This window comes from Pseudomonas sp. ChxA, assembly GCF_030263855.1.
Taxonomy (GTDB): Bacteria; Pseudomonadota; Gammaproteobacteria; order Pseudomonadales; family Pseudomonadaceae; genus Aquipseudomonas; species Aquipseudomonas fluorescens_CB.
This window is the reverse complement of the sequence record NZ_JARPMK010000002.1, coordinates 694,034-713,698: the sequence shown is the minus strand read 5'-3', so window position 1 is coordinate 713,698 and position 19,665 is coordinate 694,034. Positions and strand designations below refer to the sequence as shown.

Annotated in this window: 21 protein-coding genes and 3 pseudogenes; 9 read left to right on the top strand and 15 right to left on the bottom strand. The window is 55.1% G+C overall.

Annotation, left to right across the window (positions count from 1 at the left end; all coding sequences use genetic code 11):
- Positions 1-10: 10 nt before the first annotated feature.
- The 14 genes and pseudogenes from P5706_RS28985 to P5706_RS37055 form a co-directional block, all read right to left on the bottom strand.
- Positions 11-349 carry a TIGR03745 family integrating conjugative element membrane protein gene (locus P5706_RS28985; RefSeq protein ID WP_008437401.1) on the bottom strand — a complete coding sequence of 113 codons (339 nt, stop codon included), beginning with the start codon at positions 347-349 and terminating at the stop codon, positions 11-13.
- Positions 350-367: 18 nt separating this feature from the next.
- A complete protein-coding gene (locus P5706_RS28980) occupies positions 368-607 on the bottom strand; it encodes a TIGR03758 family integrating conjugative element protein (protein ID WP_008437400.1) in 240 nt (79 codons plus the stop codon).
- Positions 604-912 (bottom strand): integrative conjugative element protein, RAQPRD family, encoded by a 309-nt coding sequence (locus tag P5706_RS28975; protein ID WP_178110642.1) that lies wholly within the window; start codon positions 910-912, stop codon positions 604-606. The genes P5706_RS28980 and P5706_RS28975 overlap by 4 nt, the downstream gene beginning before the upstream one ends.
- Positions 913-1,069: 157 nt before the next feature.
- A complete protein-coding gene (locus P5706_RS28970; RefSeq protein ID WP_008437393.1) occupies positions 1,070-1,381 on the bottom strand; it encodes a hypothetical protein in 312 nt (103 codons plus the stop codon).
- A 75-nt stretch (positions 1,382-1,456) separates the two neighbouring features.
- On the bottom strand, positions 1,457-2,935 hold the full coding sequence (locus P5706_RS28965; protein ID WP_008437391.1) for a UvrD-helicase domain-containing protein: 1,479 nt from the start codon (positions 2,933-2,935) through the stop codon (positions 1,457-1,459).
- Between the two features lie 9 nt (positions 2,936-2,944).
- A complete protein-coding gene (locus P5706_RS28960) occupies positions 2,945-3,700 on the bottom strand; it encodes a TIGR03747 family integrating conjugative element membrane protein (RefSeq protein ID WP_008437388.1) in 756 nt (251 codons plus the stop codon).
- 18 nt (positions 3,701-3,718) lie between these two features.
- Positions 3,719-5,935 carry a type IV conjugative transfer system coupling protein TraD gene (gene traD, locus P5706_RS28955; RefSeq protein WP_024073353.1) on the bottom strand — a complete coding sequence of 739 codons (2,217 nt, stop codon included), beginning with the start codon at positions 5,933-5,935 and terminating at the stop codon, positions 3,719-3,721.
- A 3-nt stretch (positions 5,936-5,938) separates the two neighbouring features.
- Positions 5,939-6,349 carry a hypothetical protein gene (locus tag P5706_RS28950; RefSeq protein ID WP_008437384.1) on the bottom strand — a complete coding sequence of 137 codons (411 nt, stop codon included), beginning with the start codon at positions 6,347-6,349 and terminating at the stop codon, positions 5,939-5,941.
- Positions 6,309-6,593 carry a hypothetical protein gene (locus P5706_RS28945; protein ID WP_024073354.1) on the bottom strand — a complete coding sequence of 95 codons (285 nt, stop codon included), beginning with the start codon at positions 6,591-6,593 and terminating at the stop codon, positions 6,309-6,311. The genes P5706_RS28950 and P5706_RS28945 overlap by 41 nt, the downstream gene beginning before the upstream one ends.
- 7 nt (positions 6,594-6,600) lie before the next feature.
- Positions 6,601-7,104, bottom strand: coding sequence for an integrating conjugative element protein (locus P5706_RS28940; RefSeq protein WP_008437383.1), 504 nt, complete (start codon positions 7,102-7,104; stop codon positions 6,601-6,603).
- Positions 7,101-7,658: a lysozyme family protein gene (locus tag P5706_RS28935; protein WP_008437382.1), complete on the bottom strand. Its 558-nt coding sequence runs from the start codon at positions 7,656-7,658 to the stop codon at positions 7,101-7,103. The genes P5706_RS28940 and P5706_RS28935 overlap by 4 nt, the downstream gene beginning before the upstream one ends.
- Positions 7,643-8,395, bottom strand: coding sequence for a TIGR03759 family integrating conjugative element protein (locus P5706_RS28930; protein ID WP_024073355.1), 753 nt, complete (start codon positions 8,393-8,395; stop codon positions 7,643-7,645). Before P5706_RS28930 ends, P5706_RS28935 begins: the two co-directional genes overlap by 16 nt.
- A 40-nt stretch (positions 8,396-8,435) precedes the next feature.
- Complete coding sequence (locus P5706_RS28925) at positions 8,436-9,152, bottom strand: hypothetical protein (RefSeq protein ID WP_024073356.1); 717 nt, start codon at positions 9,150-9,152, stop codon at positions 8,436-8,438.
- Between the two features lie 159 nt (positions 9,153-9,311).
- Positions 9,312-9,543 (bottom strand): annotated as a pseudogene (locus tag P5706_RS37055) (DEAD/DEAH box helicase); the annotation flags it as partial.
- A gap of 191 nt (positions 9,544-9,734) precedes the next feature.
- Here P5706_RS37055 and P5706_RS28920 point away from each other — a divergent pair.
- The 5 genes and pseudogenes from P5706_RS28920 to P5706_RS28900 form a co-directional block, all read left to right on the top strand.
- A complete protein-coding gene (locus P5706_RS28920; protein ID WP_093235877.1) occupies positions 9,735-10,040 on the top strand; it encodes a transposase in 306 nt (101 codons plus the stop codon).
- Positions 10,037-10,372 carry an IS66 family insertion sequence element accessory protein TnpB gene (gene tnpB, locus P5706_RS28915; protein ID WP_024073357.1) on the top strand — a complete coding sequence of 112 codons (336 nt, stop codon included), beginning with the start codon at positions 10,037-10,039 and terminating at the stop codon, positions 10,370-10,372. Before P5706_RS28920 ends, tnpB begins: the two co-directional genes overlap by 4 nt.
- Before the next feature lie 61 nt (positions 10,373-10,433).
- Positions 10,434-11,741 (top strand): annotated as a pseudogene (gene tnpC, locus P5706_RS28910) (IS66 family transposase); the annotation flags it as partial.
- Between the two features lie 578 nt (positions 11,742-12,319).
- Positions 12,320-13,981, top strand: a complete 1,662-nt coding sequence (gene ltrA / locus P5706_RS28905) for a group II intron reverse transcriptase/maturase (RefSeq protein WP_024073359.1) — start codon at positions 12,320-12,322, stop codon at positions 13,979-13,981.
- Between the two features lie 104 nt (positions 13,982-14,085).
- A pseudogene (locus P5706_RS28900) lies at positions 14,086-14,307 on the top strand (transposase domain-containing protein); the annotation flags it as partial.
- Between the two features lie 38 nt (positions 14,308-14,345).
- On the opposite strand, the gene P5706_RS28895 reads toward P5706_RS28900, so the two are convergent.
- Positions 14,346-15,308, bottom strand: a complete 963-nt coding sequence (locus P5706_RS28895; protein ID WP_024073360.1) for an arsenic resistance protein — start codon at positions 15,306-15,308, stop codon at positions 14,346-14,348.
- A gap of 93 nt (positions 15,309-15,401) precedes the next feature.
- Between P5706_RS28895 and P5706_RS28890 the strand changes: the two genes are divergently transcribed.
- The 4 genes from P5706_RS28890 (at position 15,402) to P5706_RS28875 (ending at position 19,652) form a co-directional block, all read left to right on the top strand.
- Complete coding sequence (locus P5706_RS28890; RefSeq protein WP_024073361.1) at positions 15,402-15,836, top strand: MerR family transcriptional regulator; 435 nt, start codon at positions 15,402-15,404, stop codon at positions 15,834-15,836.
- 265 nt (positions 15,837-16,101) lie between these two features.
- A complete protein-coding gene (locus tag P5706_RS28885) occupies positions 16,102-16,233 on the top strand; it encodes a hypothetical protein (RefSeq protein ID WP_024073362.1) in 132 nt (43 codons plus the stop codon).
- Positions 16,234-16,747: 514 nt separating this feature from the next.
- On the top strand, positions 16,748-19,207 hold the full coding sequence (locus tag P5706_RS28880) for a heavy metal translocating P-type ATPase (RefSeq protein WP_024073364.1): 2,460 nt from the start codon (positions 16,748-16,750) through the stop codon (positions 19,205-19,207).
- Positions 19,208-19,253: 46 nt separating this feature from the next.
- Positions 19,254-19,652, top strand: coding sequence for a TFIIB-type zinc ribbon-containing protein (locus tag P5706_RS28875; protein ID WP_073844972.1), 399 nt, complete (start codon positions 19,254-19,256; stop codon positions 19,650-19,652).
- The last annotated feature ends 13 nt before the right edge of the window (positions 19,653-19,665 follow it).

Sequence of the window (19,665 nt, the reverse complement as noted above, 5' to 3'; positions counted from 1 at the left end):
CACGGCTCTTTTAAAGAATATTTGAAGCCTTGGTGACCAGAAAAATGGCGACACCGAGGATGGCGACGCCAACGGCGGCTGTCGCCCCCAGATCTCCCCATTTTTTCTTGCCAAGTTGAATTTCGTGGTAGGTGCCGAAGGCATGCCAAGCAACGCCACTGAAAATGACTGCGCAGATGATGAGGCCAAGCAAAGTAAAACCGTCAAAGGCGTAGTTCTGCATGGTTTGCATCAGGTTAGAGCCTTCCCCCCGGGTAGGAGGCTGAGACTGCGGAAGAGCCGCCATGGCCAGTTGGGGGAGAGCAAGCAACCCGATCAGCATGCGGCCCGGTTTTAAGAATGAAGTCATGGTGTATCTCCCATAGGGTCAACTAAGAACAAATGTGGTGAGGATCATGCAAAGCAGTAGGATGCGGACGAGCGAGGTCGAGGCAATCGTTCGATCAAGGTTGCCAGTGGCCCATCCTCGGTAGCAGCTCCAGATAGCCCAGGCGCCCCACATAAAGATGATGGCTACAGCGACGCCGACGAAAAACAGGTAGCTCGTCGAGGCAGGAAATCCTCCTGCCGCTTGAAACGCAGCAGCCTGAGCGCCGCTCATGCTCATGGCTTGCGTCCTTCGGTCGTGTATTGGCCTGACAGCTCAACAGGATCACGAGGCTGGGCTCGGGTTGGGGTTAGATAGCCCTCCAACCCATGACGAATTCGAGCGATATCACCTGCTAGACGCTGGTAATCGAAGAAGTAACGCTTGCCAGGTTCGTCGGCCACTTGAGCGCTACGACGTGCGGTGTCCTCTAAGGCATTCAACTGGCGGATCATCACGTCCAGGTTGGCCTGTTCGGAGGCTGAAGCAGCGGTCGCATGAGAGACAGGCAGGCCGCATCCAAAAAGTGCGATGAGGCCTGGCAAGGCAAGTCGGCAAGTGAGTGCAGTGAGACGCGGGTACTGGATCACGGCTGGGCTCTAGTCATTCCTGATGCCGTCAGCTTGCCGTGATCAAGCTATGGTCGCCGCAAGAAAACCATATTCAGGACTGTAAGGATTTCTTCTGACGGTACTGACACCATCAATCACAGTGGATAGGGCGTTTGAAGAACAGCAGATACCCGATGGGCAAGGCGAATCCGTAAGCCCAGCCTTGGGCGTTTTGATTGCCAACCTTGACTTCTCCTTTGACCACGGGCTGCACGCTGACCAGCTCCCAGCCTTCGCTGCCTAATTGAGCAAGGCGGTTTTGACGTTCAGAATCTTCCAGAAAACCCTGGGTGTCGGGTTCAGTGGTGGGCTCTTCGGACTTGAACATGAAGAGCTTTTTGGTTCTGACAACGTACTGAAAGGGAGAGAACTCAGTGTGGTATTCAAATTTCTGACGGCCCATGGCGACGTCCTCAATGTGCAGAGCTACCAGGGTTTCAATAATAAGCGCGTGCCAGCAATCTGAAATAGTTTGTTGCTAAGCGCGTGATTTCTGAGGTTGGAGTGCAGAGGTCCGAGCATCGACATAGCGCTGCATGATAGAAAGCACCATTGAGTTCAACGCTAGGATCTTCATCCCTCGCGTCACCGCCACGTACAGCAAATTCAACTCGTCATCTTTACGACCTTGATCGATATCGGGTGAAAGCGGATCAGCGCTAAAGTCGTCATACAGGCTGACAAAGTCCCACTCCAGCCCCTTGGCCTTGTGCCCAGTCGTGAGTGTCACGGTGGCGTCGAGCTCGTTATCTACAGAGCGGGAACGTAGGGTTTGGATCCGCTGGGGCAGGTCCGGATAGGCTGTAATGATCTTGATCGATCGCAACATCTCCGTATCCTGGCTTACCTCGGCTATTTCCACGTACTGTGAAAAGTCCCGGTAATCTCTCAACAGCCTGCGGTTCTGCACCTCATGGTTACGGTTGCGGCTGAATAGGTATAAATCTTCCAGATCGCGTAGCGAGTAGCTGTCGATACCGCCGACCCAGAAAATCTTGGGGTTGCTTGCGACCAGCTGCAGGGCGTTCTCGATGACGCCGGTCACGGTACGATGGATAAACGTGCGATGCGGTAGCTCTTCAGGCAGAGCCCGTTTAACCAGGGTATTGCAACCTAACCCCTGCAGCTTTCGTGTCTCACCCTTGTAAAAAAGAATGATGTTGGCCACATGCGCGACGGCAGGGCCGAAGCGAAAGCTTTGGGTCAGGTAGTGACGTTCGGCGTCGGCCATCCAGTCGCTGTTGAGCGCATCTTCTGCGCCGCGGAAGCGATAGATCTGCTGGTGGGGATCGCCGACTGCCACCTTGCGGACCCGTTGTATTTTTACTATGTCGGCAATAACTGGGTTCACGTCTTGACCTTCGTCGAGCAGAATGGCGTTAAATCGTTCGCTCAGGTCGGGCTTGCTTAGCTGATACAGCTTCAAGTAAGCGTCATGGGTGATCGACATTGCTGTGTCCTGCAGATCGATCATCCGGTTCCAGATGGTTTTAGCCACGTTTAAAGCATTGTTCAGGAAACGTTCCTGGGCACTTGTGAGCATTCGTTGCCCCTGGAATCTGGGAAAATGCACACGGCCCAACTCGTCATCGGCGCTGGCCATGAAGTTGTTAAGCGTGCTGAGGACATCCCGCACGAGCTCCCAGTCCTGGGTGTTGATGGCCCTTGCGATGTCCGTCAGGCGTAAGTTATTGGTCTGCTTGGTGGCGTACTGACTGCCATAGACTGCATATGCGAGGCCATGCGCCGTCTTACACACCACGTTTCTGCGTGGAAAGCGGCCCCTGGCAGCGAGCTCGACGGATTTGTTGTAGCAGAGGTAGAGCATTTTCACCGAGGCGTGTTGTGTGGCGTAGCCCACCAGTGTGGTGGTTTTGCCGGTACCGGCAAAAGCCTGAACCAGTAGCTTGTCAGCCGTGGAATGGATGATGGGCTGCTGTTCTTGTGTCCACTGCATGGGCAGCTCCTAAAGGTATTTTTTGAAGCTTGAAACGGTGATGTAAACGGACACACCCAACAGCACGGCGCAGGGCAACAGAATCAAAAGGGGGCTGATGCTGATGGGGATGGCCAGGTAGACCGTCCAGGGCACGATGGTCAGCGGAATGATCGTCCCCCGGGCTTTGTGATACAGGTAACTTGACTCGCGGCCGGAGCCGAATTTTCGTAGATCACGCCGCACCAGGCCATCGACCAAGCCAGTGAACGCCGCCAGTGCGAACAGCGGAATCGTCAACGTCAGAATGACCATTCGCACACAGAAGGTCAGGACTGTGTATAACGCGGCTAAGCCATAGTCCTGGAATTTGATCATCGCCCGACCGAGTTCGTAGCGAAGGTTCAAGGTTCCCGTTTGTTGTGGTGATGTTGAGCGAGCGTACTGTGTCAGTGCATTTATATTGTCCTGCATGCCGGTTTTCACCATCAGCCAGTCATAGACCGTTTGTGCCAGCCAGGTTGCCGTACGCCCCGGTTCTTTGATGACAACGCTGTGCAGCAGATCCTGGGACAGCCAGCCCAGTTCATGTTGGAACATCTGCTGAGCATGTTTCCAGCCGGCATCCGGCCAGAACGTGTACATGCAAAGCCATTCAACGACGATGGCGCCGAGCAAGGAGCCGAACATCACCCCCAAGAAATGAAAAGGGGTAGAGAACAGCATGCCCAGGAAGTTTTTTTGACCTTCCTGCTGTTGCTGGGCTTTTTCCGCGATATCGGCCATGGCTCTGTTCCTTCAAGCCTATGCGGCTTTTCCGTTATTGGCCATCTGGCGGAAGTCGTCTACCAAGTCATCAGGAAGCGACTCACTTAGTGCGTCATATCCCGGTGCTTGCCACCAGTCGCTGCTGGTTCCGGATCCTTTACGCATGCCCTCAACCAAGGCCTGAAGATCCTTGGGCATCACTTCATCGGGATCGCTTGCCGGCAACGGCATACGAATCTTCCACAAATTCCCGCCCTCTATCAGGGCAAAGCATTGCCCCTTGGGTAGGGCAACCACATGCGCCGGTTCGATCATCGGTACGCTGACACTTTGGATCTGATCGTGAGTGTTAGAGGTGAAAGCGGTGTTGCCGTTAATAGCGTCGTTTGCACTGCTTGCTGGTGTACTGGTAAACACCTGGACCTTTGGCAACTGGTTGGTCAGCAGCTCGGCGGTTGCAGTCTCACGTACACGTAACATGAACAGGTTGTTGAAGTTACCGATGACTTGGCCAGCTTTAGCCCGGTTACCGATTTTTGCCTCAATATCGCTCATGGTTTGGGTATAGGCCGTGACCTGCATGCCGGCACCACCGCCTTTGTTGATCATCGGTATGAATTCATCGCCCATCAGTTCGTTGAATTCGTCCGCATGTACGTTAATTGCTACCTTGCCGCCGGTGGCCCCGGGCAAGCCATCATCGATGCCAAACTTATAGATGTGACCCGCAACTGACACCAGGTCGCTGAACATCGAGTTGCCCACCGCTGCAGCTACCTCTGTATCAGATAAAGCGTCCAGGCCGACATAGACCACTGCCCGTTTGCGGATGATCTGCATCCAGTCAAAGATTGGTCGTGGGTCCTCAAGATCCATGTAGTCGGGAGATAGCAGCTCTGCAATCCGGCCTGTGGTCAGTTTTTCCAGCAATGGCAGAAGGCTGGCCACGATCTTGTCGAAATAGGTTTTGTCATAGCGTACGGCTGATCGCAGACCCTCCATCACTGGGTCGGAGATGCGTTGCTGAGTGAGGTACATGTCCAGGGCCACCACGCGTAGCGGTCGATCCTTCATGGCGAAACTGAGGTTCTTACGATCGATCTTTCCTTCCAGCTCAACGATGGTTTGCCAGGCTTTGGGATCATTTTCAGCAAAGTGCTTCTGCGCATACTCAATAAACAGCGCGTCAATGTTTGTCACATGCTTGAGGATCTGTTCATAGTCCGGCCGACGTCCCAGTGCCACGAGGGCGCGCGCGATGATGTTGACGAAACGCCAGGCGAATTCCCGGAATGCCGCGGAATTGCCTTCCCCCGAAAGTTGGCCGGCAATGCGGGTGGCAACCTCCGAGATCCGACCAAACCGGCCGACGGCGTTGTAGCGAGCGGAGTGATCGGGCCAGCCTAGGTGGAACACGTAGAATTCCTCCAGTCGGTTTGCGCGCTTGCATTCGATGTACATGCGCTTCAGGAGGTCTGCGTCGCCTTTAGGATCGAAGACAATCACCACTTCGCGGTCCAGGTCCATTTCTACATTGCGCTGGCTTCGATGAACGGGTTGCACGCGGCGCCCCATATGAACGCGGCGCCGGGGGCTACGGCGGGTACGCCTGATGTCTTGGGTGATAAACAACTCTGCCAAGCGGGTTTTTCCAACACGAGTAGTCCCCAATACAAGGGAGTGTCCAACCCGCTCACCCAGTGGCAGGCTGACATCCGCTTCGTTCGGCTCTATACCGTGTAAGCGCGGTAGCCCCCCGACTGGAGGAAGTGGACGCGCCGGGTTAAATGGCACATCCCACGAGGTAGCCTTTGACAGCAATTTGAGTGGAAAGGGTGCGAACTCCAGACGCTCCTCAATTCTGCGAGCAAAGGTATAGATAGACGTGGGCTCGACATACTCGGCGTACTTTGGGAGGTAAGTCTCCATCAACCGCTGAGTATGTTTTTGGGTCCAGCGAAAGCCTTTACCGATGAATAGCCGCTCATTGCTGACCGGCATGTCTTTGCTGGTCATGGTGTAGTGGGGTAGGCGCCGAATATTGCGCCGGTAACGCAGCACTACCAACGCTTGTTTGAGGCGGACGAACCCTAGACCCAGAAAGCCTGTACCGGCAACCATGCCGAATAAAGGCGTCAGAGCAACCGCCCAGGGCGCGAAAATACAGAGCAACGCCGCAGCGGCACATACGCAAACTGTGTACAGCTCAACAGCAGGGCGTAGTAACGACTCAATGGTGTAGGAGGTGGTCATGGATCACTTCCTATGAGTGAAAGGGGACAATGGCCCCACTGTTTCGAAATGGAAAACGACTGGCTTGCCTGTCTCAGCGATCAGCCCATAGGACTTGGCCAGGCGGTATATGGGGTGGTAGCTGTTAAGGGAGTTGACGTGTCCAGCAATGCGCTCTCGCCAGACTTCTAGTGGCATCGCTGCCTTGCTCAAATTACACGGCACGCACGCGGGCATCATGTTGCTGATGGCGTGGTTCTCTGGCCGCCCCAAAATGATGGCACCGGAGTACTTGCCGTCCACCCTCTCTGGTTCTCGCCATACTGCTTCCATGTGGTCCGCATGCCACCGGTCACCCAACAGCACACCGCAGTATGCGCAATGGCCCGCGAATTTAGCGTGAAGCTCGCAGCGTTGCTTCTTGGTCAGCTTCATGGGGCCGGGATCCTCCTTTCATGCGTGATGATGAATTGGCCAACTCTTGCCTCGCTTGCTCAACTGCCTCGGGCAGTCGTTCTTTTAGCCGCTGACATAGCTCCACCTCGTCACCAGGTACGCGGGCGATGACGGTGCCGCCATAGAGCTTGGCGACATAGGTGACCTGTTCAAAAAGCAGTTGGCCTGCTCGTGGGTCATCTGGTTGCTTGATGACCAAGGTGATGTGCGTAAGAGAGGCCATACCCTGGTTACTGCTGGATCGTTGTGGCAGTGATCAACAGCGGGTAATGCTGGACTCCCAAGCGCTGTGCCAGATCATTTGATGGAGCCGGGACCAACTGTAGATTTCCTGCCCATCGTTGGATTTCGGCAAACCGCTCGGCGCTGGCCACGTTAACCACAAGGCCCACTGCCTGCAGTTGCTGTAACTGATCGCGGCGCTGTGATAACCACTTTCTGGAGCTTTCATCGTCGCCTACAAGAAACAATGGTTGCAGGCCAGGTGCATTGATTACCCGGCCCTGTACCTGCCCGGGTGTCAGTTGGTCAGAGCGCACTGGAAACGAGCCTTGCCCACGCACACCAATATTCTCTGACTGTGCTGACTGCTCAGTAGGTTCTGGAGCCAAGTACTGGTAGTAGGGCAGAGCGGAAACACCCCCTCGGTCTTCAACAACAATCAGCGAGGTGGCATGCACTGCCATGGGGGAGGCCAAAGACAGCAAAACAGGCAGATGCAGCAATCTATTCATGGATTATTCGCCATCAGGTTGATACCGGTGACCCGGCTGAGGTGTTTGGCAAAAGCTCGTCGGTATCGGGCAGCGGGTTCGCCTCCGGCAGGGCGGTGGTACCGACCAGCAGCGGTGATCCAGTCGCCTCCTTTGGCTTTTTGCTCAGCCAGGATCTGGGCCGTAACCGAGAGGTTTTTGTACGGATCCAGCCCTTCGCAGGGATAGCTATAACGGTGGCCGTTGGCACCGATGTTGGTTTGTCCAAGCCCGACGTCGACTCTATTTGGGCCTGCGGTCTGAAGGGCGATCATCAACGCTCTGCAAGCATCGCTGCGTGTCGCAAAGCGATATCCGGCGCCGGCGACATTCAACGTCCAGGGCCAGGGGACGATCTGGCCGCGAAGTCGGGTGCCACTCTCTTGCAGTGCAACGGAGTACAGCACCTCGGACGGAACGCCGGCAGGCAGGGCAATCAACTGATAGGCCGGTGGCGGAACCTCGGCACCGTTAGCAAATGCCGCGGTGAGCAGTAGCCCCCCCGTTAAAGCCGCGCGAATTACAGACGCTGCCATTGTCCATTCACCTCGCGTACCACGGCCGGCAGCTCACCGCCGAGTCCAAGGCCAAGCCATCGACCGGCATCGTGATTCAATGTGATCTGTCGGCTTCTCACGCTGGCCGGTTCGACTCCAGCCAAGATGGCCCAGCGGCGAATTATTTCGTCATCACCTTGACTACCAACGAAGTACAGATCAAAGGACTGTTTCTGGTTTTGTAAGTCTTTGACGCGGTCAATACATGCGTTGCAACTGTCTTGAACAAAAACGGCTAGTCGTCCAGTGCCTTTCACAGCAGTTAACGCTCCCGAGCCAGGAGCAGATGCAGGGTTGGACGATAGTTGGATGACTTTTTCATTGGGGTAAAGACGTGCGAAGGCTTGGTCATAGGCCCTTTGGTACGCCAGTTCCTTATCGATACGCTGTCGCTCGGCTCGCACCTGCAGCTCTGCATAGCGTCGCCGCTCCTCCTCCGACTTCGCTTCGATGCCAAGTGCTGTCAGAGGATCCAGGCCTGGCGAATAGATTCCGCGAGGACCCTCCATCACAGTTTGAAAACGGGACCATTCTTGGGGGGTCAATCCCCACTCGCGGGCGAGTTCTGTCTGACTTGCTCCTTGAGAAGAGTTGTGAACTTCACTGTTCTGAGTGTTCGAGATCGACGTTGATTGCCCCGAAGCCGCATGACAGCCGTATGCAAACGCGAAGGTGGCCAAGCCTGCAATGAAACCCAAAATGTTCCTGGGCTTCATTGTTTTCGAGGAAGTGGTAGGGGAGTGCATAAAGGAGGTCCTATTGCGCGACGGTTACGGTTTGAGGTGTTCCGGCCACGTCAAAGCGTGCGGATCTTCCGTCCAGCGCGTTGAGTCGCCAGGCGGTGCCCGCCACAGCGTCACCAGGTCGGATAAGGTAAATTTGATTCAACTGCGTGCTGCCAGGCGGTGCTACGGACAAAAAGCGTTCACCGCCGCGATACTCGATACCGACAACGGTAAAAGGGGGTGTTTGCGGTGTGACAGTGGCGGTAGCGGGCGGTTTTGGCCGCTTTGGTTGGCGGGCAACGGGCTTAGGCTTGGGCTTGAGGGGCACAGCAGTGGTTTGTTTGATGCGTGACTGACTGAGTTCTTGAAGACGGCTATCGAGTGTTTCGACGCTGGCTTTGAGGACTAGCAATTCACCAGCAGACGCAGCATTTTGAGAGATTTCTTGCGCTGACTCCGTCGCTTGCTTTGCATACGCTTGTGCGGCATCAATTCGATTCGATAAAGCCTGCTGCCCGGCTCGGAAGTCCTCGTTGGTCACCAGGTGGTTGCCGGCTACCGTGCCCAGTCGCTCATCGACTTTGCCAAGCCGCGTCAACAACGCATCGAGCGACTCTTTGTCTGCAGTCGCAGCCAAGCTGGTGCGGAGTTGGGAGAGTTGATGATGCTCATAACACAGAATGCCTGCCAATAATGCAAGGCACAGACTGAGTATCGCTGTGGTTCGAGTAGGGCGTGGTAGGTTCATGGGCGTCCTCGCGCAAAAGCGAATACACCCTCTCAAACCAGTCTCTTAGGTGCATCAGGAAATAGGTTTTCCAGGACGCATGGTTTTTGAAGTGTCGAGTTGGCCGCTGGTAAATTGGGATCGTTATAAAAAAATGGCCACCCGAAGGTGGCCGTCAAACTATGAAGCAATGAGCTGCCTTGCAAGTGTCATTTCAACTGAATCACCATCTTGGTTCAGCGAGTCGAGACCAGAATCTGGCACATCTCCCGACGTGCTTTGAATCACGGCGATTTTCTTGGCCATCAACTGCAGGCAAGTAATCTGAGAGCTGCCGGCATAGCCAAAAAAACACCCTCACTGGCTGCTTTTGCCCAATCCGCCATCACCGTCGAAATGCCTGTTGCAAGGTGTTGGGTAAAGCCATATACCGTAGCCCCACTGCGCGGAGTAAAGTCTTAAAAACCCGTGATAATGATCTGCGGAGTCAGAATAAAGTGGGTAACCGTCCGGCCAGGTCATCTACCCAGCTCTGCAAAGCGAAGACATGGTGTGCATTTAAATTAAGTGGACACCAATTCTAGCCTTTCAAGCGGGTATTTCATGCAGCCAACACGCCGTTCCTATTCCAAATCCTTCAAAGCCCAGATCATTCAAGAGTGCGCCCAACCAGGCGCTTCGATTGCCAGCGTCGCGCTCGGCCATAGCCTCAACGCAAACCTCGTCCACAAATGGATTCGGCTGCAAACGCAGAAAATTCCGGCACACCCACCTGCGGGGGCGAACTCCCATCCAGCATCATCGAATATCTGCGTTGAAATACAGCACCCGCGCGCCATCATCAAAGTGGACTGGCCCACTGAAAGTGCTGCCGCCTGCGCGACTTTTCTTCGAGATATTCTGCGATGATTCACATCGACTCCATCTGGCTCGCCACCGAACCGATGGCCATGCGCGCAGGCACCGAAACGGCGCTAGCCAAGGTGATCGCGGTGTTCGGTGCGGCGCAGCCGCACTGCGCTTATCTGTTCGCCAACCGCCGCGCCAATCGCATGAAAGTGCTGGTGCATGACGGCTTCGGAATATGGCTGGCGGCGCGCCGGTTAAACCAAGGCAAGTTCCACTGGCCTGGCATCCGCCATGGTCCTGAGATGGAACTGGATGCCGAGCAACTTCAAACGTTGTTGCTGGGGCTGCCATGGCAACGCGCAGGTTCTGGAGGCTCGATCACACTGCTTTAACGGCAGCCATTAGCCTATCGGTCTATCGTCGCGAAACGCCCGCTCTGGCAAAGTCCGGCGTATGACTTCTTCGCCCAATCTCGACCAACTGTCTCCCAATCAACTGCGCGTCCTCGCAGCGCAGTTGCTCTCGCAAGTCGACACTATGGGCAAGAAAATCAACCGTGATCAAACAGTCATTGAGAAACAGACCCACGAGATCGCCCAGCTCAAGCGTTTGAAGTTTGCCAAGCGCAGCGAGCAGATGAATCCTGAACAGGCCAGCCTGCTAGATGACCTGATCGATACTGATATCGCGGCGATTGAGGCCGAGCTTCAGGCGTTGCAAATAGCACCAGAGGCGACCGAGGAAAAGCTAAGGCCCAAGCGCACGGCATTGCCGGCAGAATTTCCGCGAACGTTGATCCATCACGAACCGGACAACACTCACCGCCCATGCGGCTGCGCCCTGAAGCGCATCGGTGAGGACGTTAGCGAGAAGCTGGACTACACGCCCGGCGTGTTCACCGTCGAACGCCATGTCCGTGGCAAGTGGGTCTGCGATAACTGCGAAACGCTGATCCAGGCACCGGTTCCGCCGCAGGTCATTGATAAGGGCATCCCGACTTCGGGCCTGCTCGCACACGTCATGATCGCCAAGTTTGCTGACCATCTGCCGCTTTACCGTCAGGAATCGATCTTAGGTCGAGCGGGCTTGGCGATTCCACGTTCAACCTTGGCTCAATGGGTTGGCGTGACCGGAGTTCAGTTGCAGCCGCTGGTCGATGCGCTGCGCGAAGTAGTGCTTGGGCAACAAATCATCCACGCAGATGAAACACCGGTGCAGATGCTCATGCCGGGAACAAAGAAAACCCACCGCTCCTATGTGTGGTCCTACGCTACCAGCCAGTTCTCGGATGTGGCAGCGGTGGTTTATGACTTCAGCCCCAGTCGCGCCGGAGAGCATGCTCGCGACTTCCTTCAGGACTGGAATGGCAAGTTGGTCTGCGACGATTTTGGCGGCTACAAGGCCAGCTTTGAACTCGGCGTGACCGAGATCGGCTGCATGGCCCATGCACGGCGCAAGTTCTTTGAACTGCACGCTACGAATAAAAGCACGCTCGCCGAGCAAGCCCTGCGCTATATCCAGTTGTTGTACGAAATCGAAAGAGAAGTCAGAGACCTGGAGCCGGATTTACGGCGCCGAATACGGCAAGAAAAAGCCGTACCGGTGAAGGATAGGCTGCATGCCTGGATGAACGCGCAGCGTGATCTTGTGCCCGAAGGTTCGGCCATCAGCAGAGCGCTCGATTACAGCCTTAAACGCTGGGCAGCGCTGTCGCGCTACCTCGATGACGGGGCGGTTCCCATTGATAATAATTGGGCGGAGGTGCGACACGAAGTCGCTTAATGAAGTTGTTCCCCCTTGGTGGGAACCACCCGTGTCACCGGGTGAATCTAGAAGGCTGAATCAAGAGCGCCTTCGACAATGTTACGAGGCGCCGCAAGGTGCGGGGTACCAATCGTGAGAGGCGTACCCTTCTGGCAGCCATGGCCGGACAAGTGCTAGATAGTTGGTATGGTGAACACACGTGAATCTGCGCAACGATCGTTAAATTAAGCGAGCGGAAATGGCTTACACGCTCGAACCAAAATGGTAATGGAGGTGGGAACTGCGTCTTTCTACTACGCATTCGTGACCCACATGCCTCCCGGTCGATAGCAGGCACCTAACCCGACGCACTTCAGTAAGCGGAACGTGGAAATCCCGTATCGCTCCCGTCAGGGAAAGCCGTTTGTAAAAATTGCCCATGGCGGTGCGGGCGAAGGAACGAGGAAAAAGCGAACGCCGTCCTGTAATGGGTTGGATAGAGGTTGAAACATCACTTCACGCGAAAGCGGGCAGACGTCCTCATGGTCTCTCTTCACACGAGAGTAGGTAGAACCCTTTCAACGGAAGGAGAGCAAATGAACGCAGCAGCATTGGCGTGTGCACCTTCCGGCACGTCGTGGGACAGCATCGATTGGATCGCCGTACAACGTCGTGTCAGAGGGCTGCAAGCGCGTATTGTGAAGGCTGTACAAGATGGCAGACATAACAAGGTGAAAGCCCTGCAATGGCTGCTGACTCACTCGTTCAGTGGCAAGGCATTTGCTGTGAAACGGGTGTCTGAAAACAAAGGCAAAAATACCCCCGGCGTGGACAAGGTTACTTGGAATACGCCTAGGGCCAAGCTCGGCGCGATAGAGTCGTTGACGCGGCGAGGTTACTCGCCGCTCCCGCTTCGGAGAGTGCTTATTCCGAAGAAAAACGGCAAAACGAGACCTCTTGGAATTCCCGCGATGAAATGCCGGGCCATGCAGGCGCTTCATCTGCTGGCTCTGGAACCGATAGCGGAAACTACCGGCGACCCGAACTCTTATGGGTTCAGGCCGGAACGCTCAACTGCGGATGCCGTCGCACAGTGCTTTGGTGTGCTGTCACGAAAAGCAAACGCGGAATGGGTGTTAGAGGGCGACATTCAAGGCTGTTTCGACAATATCAGCCATGACTGGTTGATCGCCAACATTCCCATGGACAAGGCGATTTTGCAGAAATGGCTCCGGGCTGGTTATGTCTACCAAAAGCAGCTATTCCCCAGCCACGCCGGAACCCCGCAGGGAGGCATCATATCCCCGGGGTTGGCGAACATGACGCTGGATGGGTTGGAAGCGATGCTGGCGAAGAGATTTCCCAACGCGAAGTGGACAGCCCGAAAAATGCGCGTGGTGCGTTATGCAGATGATTTCATCATCACTGGTTGTTCGAAAGAATGGCTGGAGAATGAAGTCAGGCCCGCCGTGGTTGAATTTCTGGCAGAGCGTGGACTTGTCCTCTCTCCGGAAAAAACCAAGATAACGCACATAGGGGACGGGTTCGACTTCCTCGGATGGAACCTGCGCAAGTACAACGGCAAGCTCCTGATCAAGCCGTCCAAGGCGAACATCGGGGCTCTACTTGCCAAGCTGCGAGAGTTGATCAAGACCAACAAAACGATACGACAGGCTAACTTGATAGGTTTGCTCAACCCGGTTCTACGGGGCTGGGCGAACTATCACAGTCATGTCGTCGCCAAGAAGGTCTTCAACCAGGTGGACAGCGCAGTGTGGGAAATGCTCTGGCGATGGGCGGTACGTCGCCACCCTCGCAAGACACGCCGATGGGTGAAGGATCGGTATTTCAAAGTACAAGGGGCGCGCCGTTGGGTGTTCTCGTGTACTGAAAAATCCGCCGATGGTCGGAAGCGTCAGTACACGCTAGTAGACGCCTCAGACACACCGATTGTGCGACATATCAAGATTAAGGCTGCTGCCAACCCTCACGACCCTGCATGGGATGAGTACTTCGAGTCCCGCTGGGGCAAGAAGATGCTCACTTCCGTTAAAGGTCGAGCCAAGCTGTATCGGGTATGGGTGCAACAGGGCGGCAGGTGCTGCGCCTGCTTCAAGCCGGTGACCAAAGACACACCGTGGCACAGTCGCCATATTGTGAAGCTAGGTCATGGCGGGACGGACGCTGCGGCTAATCTTGAGATTTACCACCTGCGTTGCCCACGAGATGTGCAATTTGCCAATGTCGACGATGTATAACCGGGTGCCCAATGGCGCCTTAGCAGAGGCTTGAGCCGTGTGCTGGGAAACTCGCATGCACGGTTCTTAGGGGGTTGGACGCGGGCAACCGCGTCTGACTACCCGACAACCAGATCCGGCCATGGGCTCTTGGGCGCAAGAACTGGCTCTTCGCCGGGTCGCTACGCAGCGGAAAACGGGCTGCGGCGATCATGAGCTTGATCCAGTCAGCGCGGCTGAATGGCCATGATCCGTACGCCTATCTAAAGGATGTTCTCACGCGCCTGCCGACGCGGCGCGCGAGTGAGATTAACAAGCTGCTGCCGCACAGGTGGGCACCTGTTTAATCGCGCAGGGTGTTTTGTGCTTATGTCTTCCCTGGCATCTACATTTTGCGCCACACCAAAGCAGGAATTGCTCGGATGTAAATTAGTTCGCTGACCAACTCAATCAGCGTTTGAGTAATCACTGCTGCCGCAGCGAGCCCTCTGATTTCCTCGGGCAAGGCCAATGCCAATGGTAGAACTACCAATGAGTTTCGTGTCGAACTGCTGAAAGCGACAGATCTTGCCGTGCTAGCCGGTAACTTAAACGCCCGAGCCACCAGCGCACCCACCACGGGTGCCAAGAGCATGAAACCAATGTAGACGGGAATAACAGGCAGCAGCTTGTCCATGTCTCTGACCACCGTTGAAATCTGAGAGCCGATCACTACGACCAATACAGCCGCCATAGCTGGCACAGGCATCCAAGCCCATACATTGTTCCAGCCCTCAACGATGCGTGACCCCTTTGCCCCGGCAGCTGTTGCTACTGCCAAGACCAAGGGTAAAGCGATCAGCACTACGAAGGCCTCAACAAATGGGCCGACCGATATAACCACCGCCGAGTCATCACTCACCATGAAGGCTAGATAGAGGGGTAGTAGCACAAGCTGAAGCACGAGTAGTAATGGTGTTGCCGCCAGAGTCAGTTTGGAGTCGCCCTTACCGATATGGGTAAACACAACAACATAATCGATACAAGGCGTCAGCAAGACCAATAGTGCGCCCACCAAAATCGCCGGGTGGTCGGCTAGGCCCATCGTCAACGCCCAAACCAACAGGGGGATGGCGACGAAATTGGCGGTCAGCAGCGCGGTCATGAAACGCTTGTTTGCAAGCCCTTTGCGAAGATCCAAGAATGGGATCTGCAGAAACATGGCGTACATCAGCACAGCGATGGCTGGTGTCACCAACGCACCTAACGCTTGAGAGGCATCAGGTGCGAGCAGGCCCCCGATAGCCGCGACAATGACCGCGACGAAGTAAACGGGAATCTGGTTCTTCTCTAGCTGTTCTCTGTCCACGGAATGCCCTTAAAACGCGTGAAATCATTTTTCGATTGAGCAGGTTAATATCTGTAGCTACTACAGGTTCAAGAAAATGCTTGGGGAGTTTGGATGTCAGGAATCGGAGCGCTGTCGAAATCAACGGGTTGCCACATTGAAACGATTCGCTACTACGAGAAAATAGGCCTTCTCCCTCCGGCCCTACGGTCGACAGGGCGGCATCGAATCTATACCGAAAAGCATCGGTCACGACTCATCTTCATCAGGCAGAATCGTGAACTGGGCTTTCCACTCGACGATATCCGCGAACTCATTGCGCTCGCGGCAGATGCTGATCGTCCGTGTGCTGATGCGTTGTCGGTGGTCAAGAAGCACTTGGCAGAAGTGGAATCTAAGGTAGCTAAGCTCCTGCAGATCCGGATAGAGCTGCTCTCAATGGCAGGCACGTGTGAGTCAAGATGCCTAGGCTCGAACACTCCAGACTGTACGATTATTGAGTCACTGTTCGAACCCGCTGCTGGGGCTCGCTCTGGTTGCTGCTCCTAGACGAGTCAAGAGCATAGGGGAGCAAGCTGCCATTGAAACCGAATAGCGCGATAGTCTCGACAGGGTCTTTCGAGCGTCCGTCTACACCAAACGGGCTGGTGCAAGATGTGTTCGGCAGACGCTTACTAAAGTGGTGCGCCACTGCTGGCATAAAAATATCAAGCTATAGTGTTTGGGGCCCTCAATCTCGTGACCGTACTGAGCGAACGCTTACACGGCAGACGTTTGCCAGGGCATATACCTATCAACTGAAGGAGCAAGTTCTATGGCCATCAAACCTGGGCCCAAGCCAATTGCCGAATCAACCGGCAAGACAGACCAGCGTCGCCGTGTAACCCCCGAGAACAAGCCTAAGCATCCCGACCTGGACGTGCATAAGCACAAGAAGGGTGATTGATGAGACCCCGCCAGACATGGCGGGGTTTTATTCTCGGTTAGCAGGTGTCACCGGATTTCCAGTGGGCATCTCCTAATTAATGCCGAAAAGCTTGTAGTAGGGTTGTTGAGGAGGACATGCTGGTGCGACTGTGTCGAGGAGCTTTCTGGATATTTCTACCCTTAACCCTGTCGGCTACCGATGGTAATGAGCGCTTAGAGAGGTCTACAGCCGACACATGCCAATGGCGTCGAAAACCATCATGGCGGATTTCTCCAAACGTTTACTCGTAGGCTTCACAACGCGATTGACGACTTGCTCGATATGCATGACTCCCAGGGTGAAAGCTGAGTGGGCATTTGAGGTGCTGACCAACCTGGCTGATGCATCGCAGCATGCAGCTATCAGGCGCTCGCACTGAGGGACGTAGACTCGAGCGGCGCCCTCGGCCCAGTCGAAATTTCAAACTCATTGCTTGACACTGTAGCTACTACAGGCTGTTCAATGACGCCATATCCTTATTGGTAGATGCGTCATGAGCCAGGAAAACCCGTCGAAAGCCAAATTGCACCTCGTGCCGAAGTCGGACGATTGCTGTTCTGCTGACCCCCGCGAGACCTTCGCCAAACAGGTTCATTCTCGTGCACATCATGTTGAGCATGGGCCTGATCACGCCGAGAGCTTGGGCAGAACGGGATCGCATGCGTGCGGTTCGAAGGATTCTCAGCCTTGTGGAGCCAAGTCCACCGACCATAATCAAGACCATAGCGCACACGATCATGGCACTTCAGCTCAAGCCCATTCCGATGCCGACCATTGCTGTTTGAGCAAAGTGGATTCCGCAGGGGCGGTGACTTCACATTCGGCCATGGCTGAGCCAGAAGGCACGACCCTGGTTCGGTATCGCATTGATAAGATGGATTGCCCTACCGAAGAGCGGCTAATTCGTAATCGCTTAGAGCCGATGCCTGGCATCGCACGACTTGATTTCAATCTGTTGGATCGTGAGCTGACAGTGCATCATCGCTTGGATGATCCGAAGGCGATAGTCATCGCTTTGACCGCGCTGGATATGGGGCCCAATCTCATCGAGGCCGGCGCAACCCCGAATGCCATTTCACCTGCTCTGACGACGCGCTTGAAAGGGCTGCTGGCGGTCAGCGGTCTAGCTGCCATCGCCGCTGAAGTGATCGCTTGGACGACCGGACAGGAGGGTTCTTTGCCTGTAATGTCCTTGGCTGCGCTGTCCATTCTTACTGCTGGTCTACCAACTCTGAAGAAGGGGTGGATCGCTGTAAAGAACTTCACATTGAACATCTACTTCTTGATGTCTTTGGCTGTCTTGGGTGCCATGGTGATTGGCAAGTGGCCGGAAGCCGCGATGGTGGTTTTCCTTTTCGCTATTGCCGAAGCCATCGAAGCACTCTCACTTGAGCGAGCGCGTAACGCGATTAAATCGCTGACTGCATTAGCTCCTGAGACTGCGGAAGTCATGACCGAAGCTGGCTGGAAAGAACACCCGGTTGAGAATGTCGTTCTCGGCAGCCGTATTCGTGTTCGCACAGGGTCGCGGGTACCGCTGGATGCGAGGGTGGAATCTGGTCGTGCTGCTCTCGACCAAGCCCCTATCACTGGTGAAAGCTTGCCAGTAGATAAGGCAGAGGGGGATCCGCTATATGCTGGCAGTATCGTGACAGACGGCGTCGTGGAGGCGACTGTCACGGCAGTCGCTGGCGAAAGTACGCTCGCTCGTATTGCTGCCGCGATTCAGGATGCGCAGTCTCAGCGGGCGCCGACGCAGAGGTTCGTTGACCAGTTCGCACGGTATTACACCCCAGCCGTAGTGGCGGTGGCATTTCTTGTTGCCGTTTTAGGCCCAGTGCTGCTTGGTGGTACGTGGGGTGAATGGTTGTATGAGGCCCTGGTGTTGTTGGTCATCGCGTGTCCTTGTGCCTTGGTCGTCTCAACGCCTGTCACTGTTGTGAGTGGTCTTGCCGCAGCCGCACGGCATGGAATCTTGATCAAGGGTGGTGCCTACCTGGAAAGCGGGCGCCTGCTGAAGGTGGTTGCTCTGGATAAAACAGGCACGTTGACTCAGGGCAAGCCAGTTCTGACTGACTCAGATATATTCAGTGACTTGTCTATCGAGAAGGCAACTTTGATTGCTGCGAGTCTTGATGAGCAAAGTACCCACCCAGTAGCGAAAGCATTGGTCAATGGGTGGAAATCGCAGCAGCCTGGCGCTGTGGCTCTGCCTGTCAGTGACTTCAGTGTGCTAAATGGCCGAGGCGTGAAAGGCACGATCGACGGTCATCTTTGGCATCTAGGCAACCATCGTTTGGTTGAGGAGTTGGGCGTGTGTTCTTCGGAGCTGGAGGCCAGACTTTCACGGCTTGAGGAAACTGGCAAAACGGTGATCGTGCTATGCGGCAATAGCGGCCCCGCCGCGATATTCGCGGTCGCAGACACAGTCCGACCGGAGAGTGTTGAAGCTGTGGCTGCTTTGAAGGCTTTGAACGTGGTTCCAGTAATGCTGACTGGGGATAATCCTGCGACGGCGAGGTCGATCGCTGAGCAATTGGGCATCGAGGATGCCCGTGGAAATCTGATGCCAGAGGACAAGCAGACTGCAGTCGCTGAACTCAAACGCAGATATGGCGCCGTTGGGATGGTTGGTGACGGCGTTAATGACGCCCCCGCCTTAGCGCAATCCGATATAGGTTTCGCAATGGGAGCCGCAGGGACAGCGACAGCTCTCGAAACAGCTGACGTTGCGATCATGGACGACGACCCTCGAAAAATCGCGTACTTTATCAGCCTGAGTCGCCGATCCGCCTCGGTTCTAAAGCAAAACATCATTTTGGCTCTGGGCATAAAAGTTGTCTTCTTGGCGTTGGCTCTCTCTGGTTTCGCGACATTGTGGATGGCCGTTTTCGCCGACATGGGGGCGAGCTTGCTCGTCGTATTCAATGGCTTGCGGCTGCTGCGTCGGTGAAATGGCTGCTGCGTTTTATATAGCTCATTCGCTGGAGGAGAGAACCATGCACTGCCCAGTTTGCAAAGAAGTACTGTTGGTAATGTCGGAACGTCAAAACGTTGAAATCGACTATTGCCCGCAATGTCGAGGTGTTTGGCTTGACCGGGGAGAACTCGACAAGATCATCGAGCGTAGCCAGCAGGAAGAACAAGAAGCTCGTTTTCTTCCACAGAGCGTATCTCAGTCGCTGCAAGGTACACCTCCGTCTGAACCTGTGTATGCCCAGCCGTCTTCTGGCCACCATGACAACAAACGCGGCACTAAGCACGGCCACTCCGCGCCGCAGCCTGGTCACGGTGGTGGTTGGCGGGACGGATATCAGAACGGCCATCAGAATCAGTCGAGGCATCAGGAAGAGCAGGTTTATCATAAGAAATCGTTTTTACGGGAAATTTTCGACTAATATTTGCTTGGAT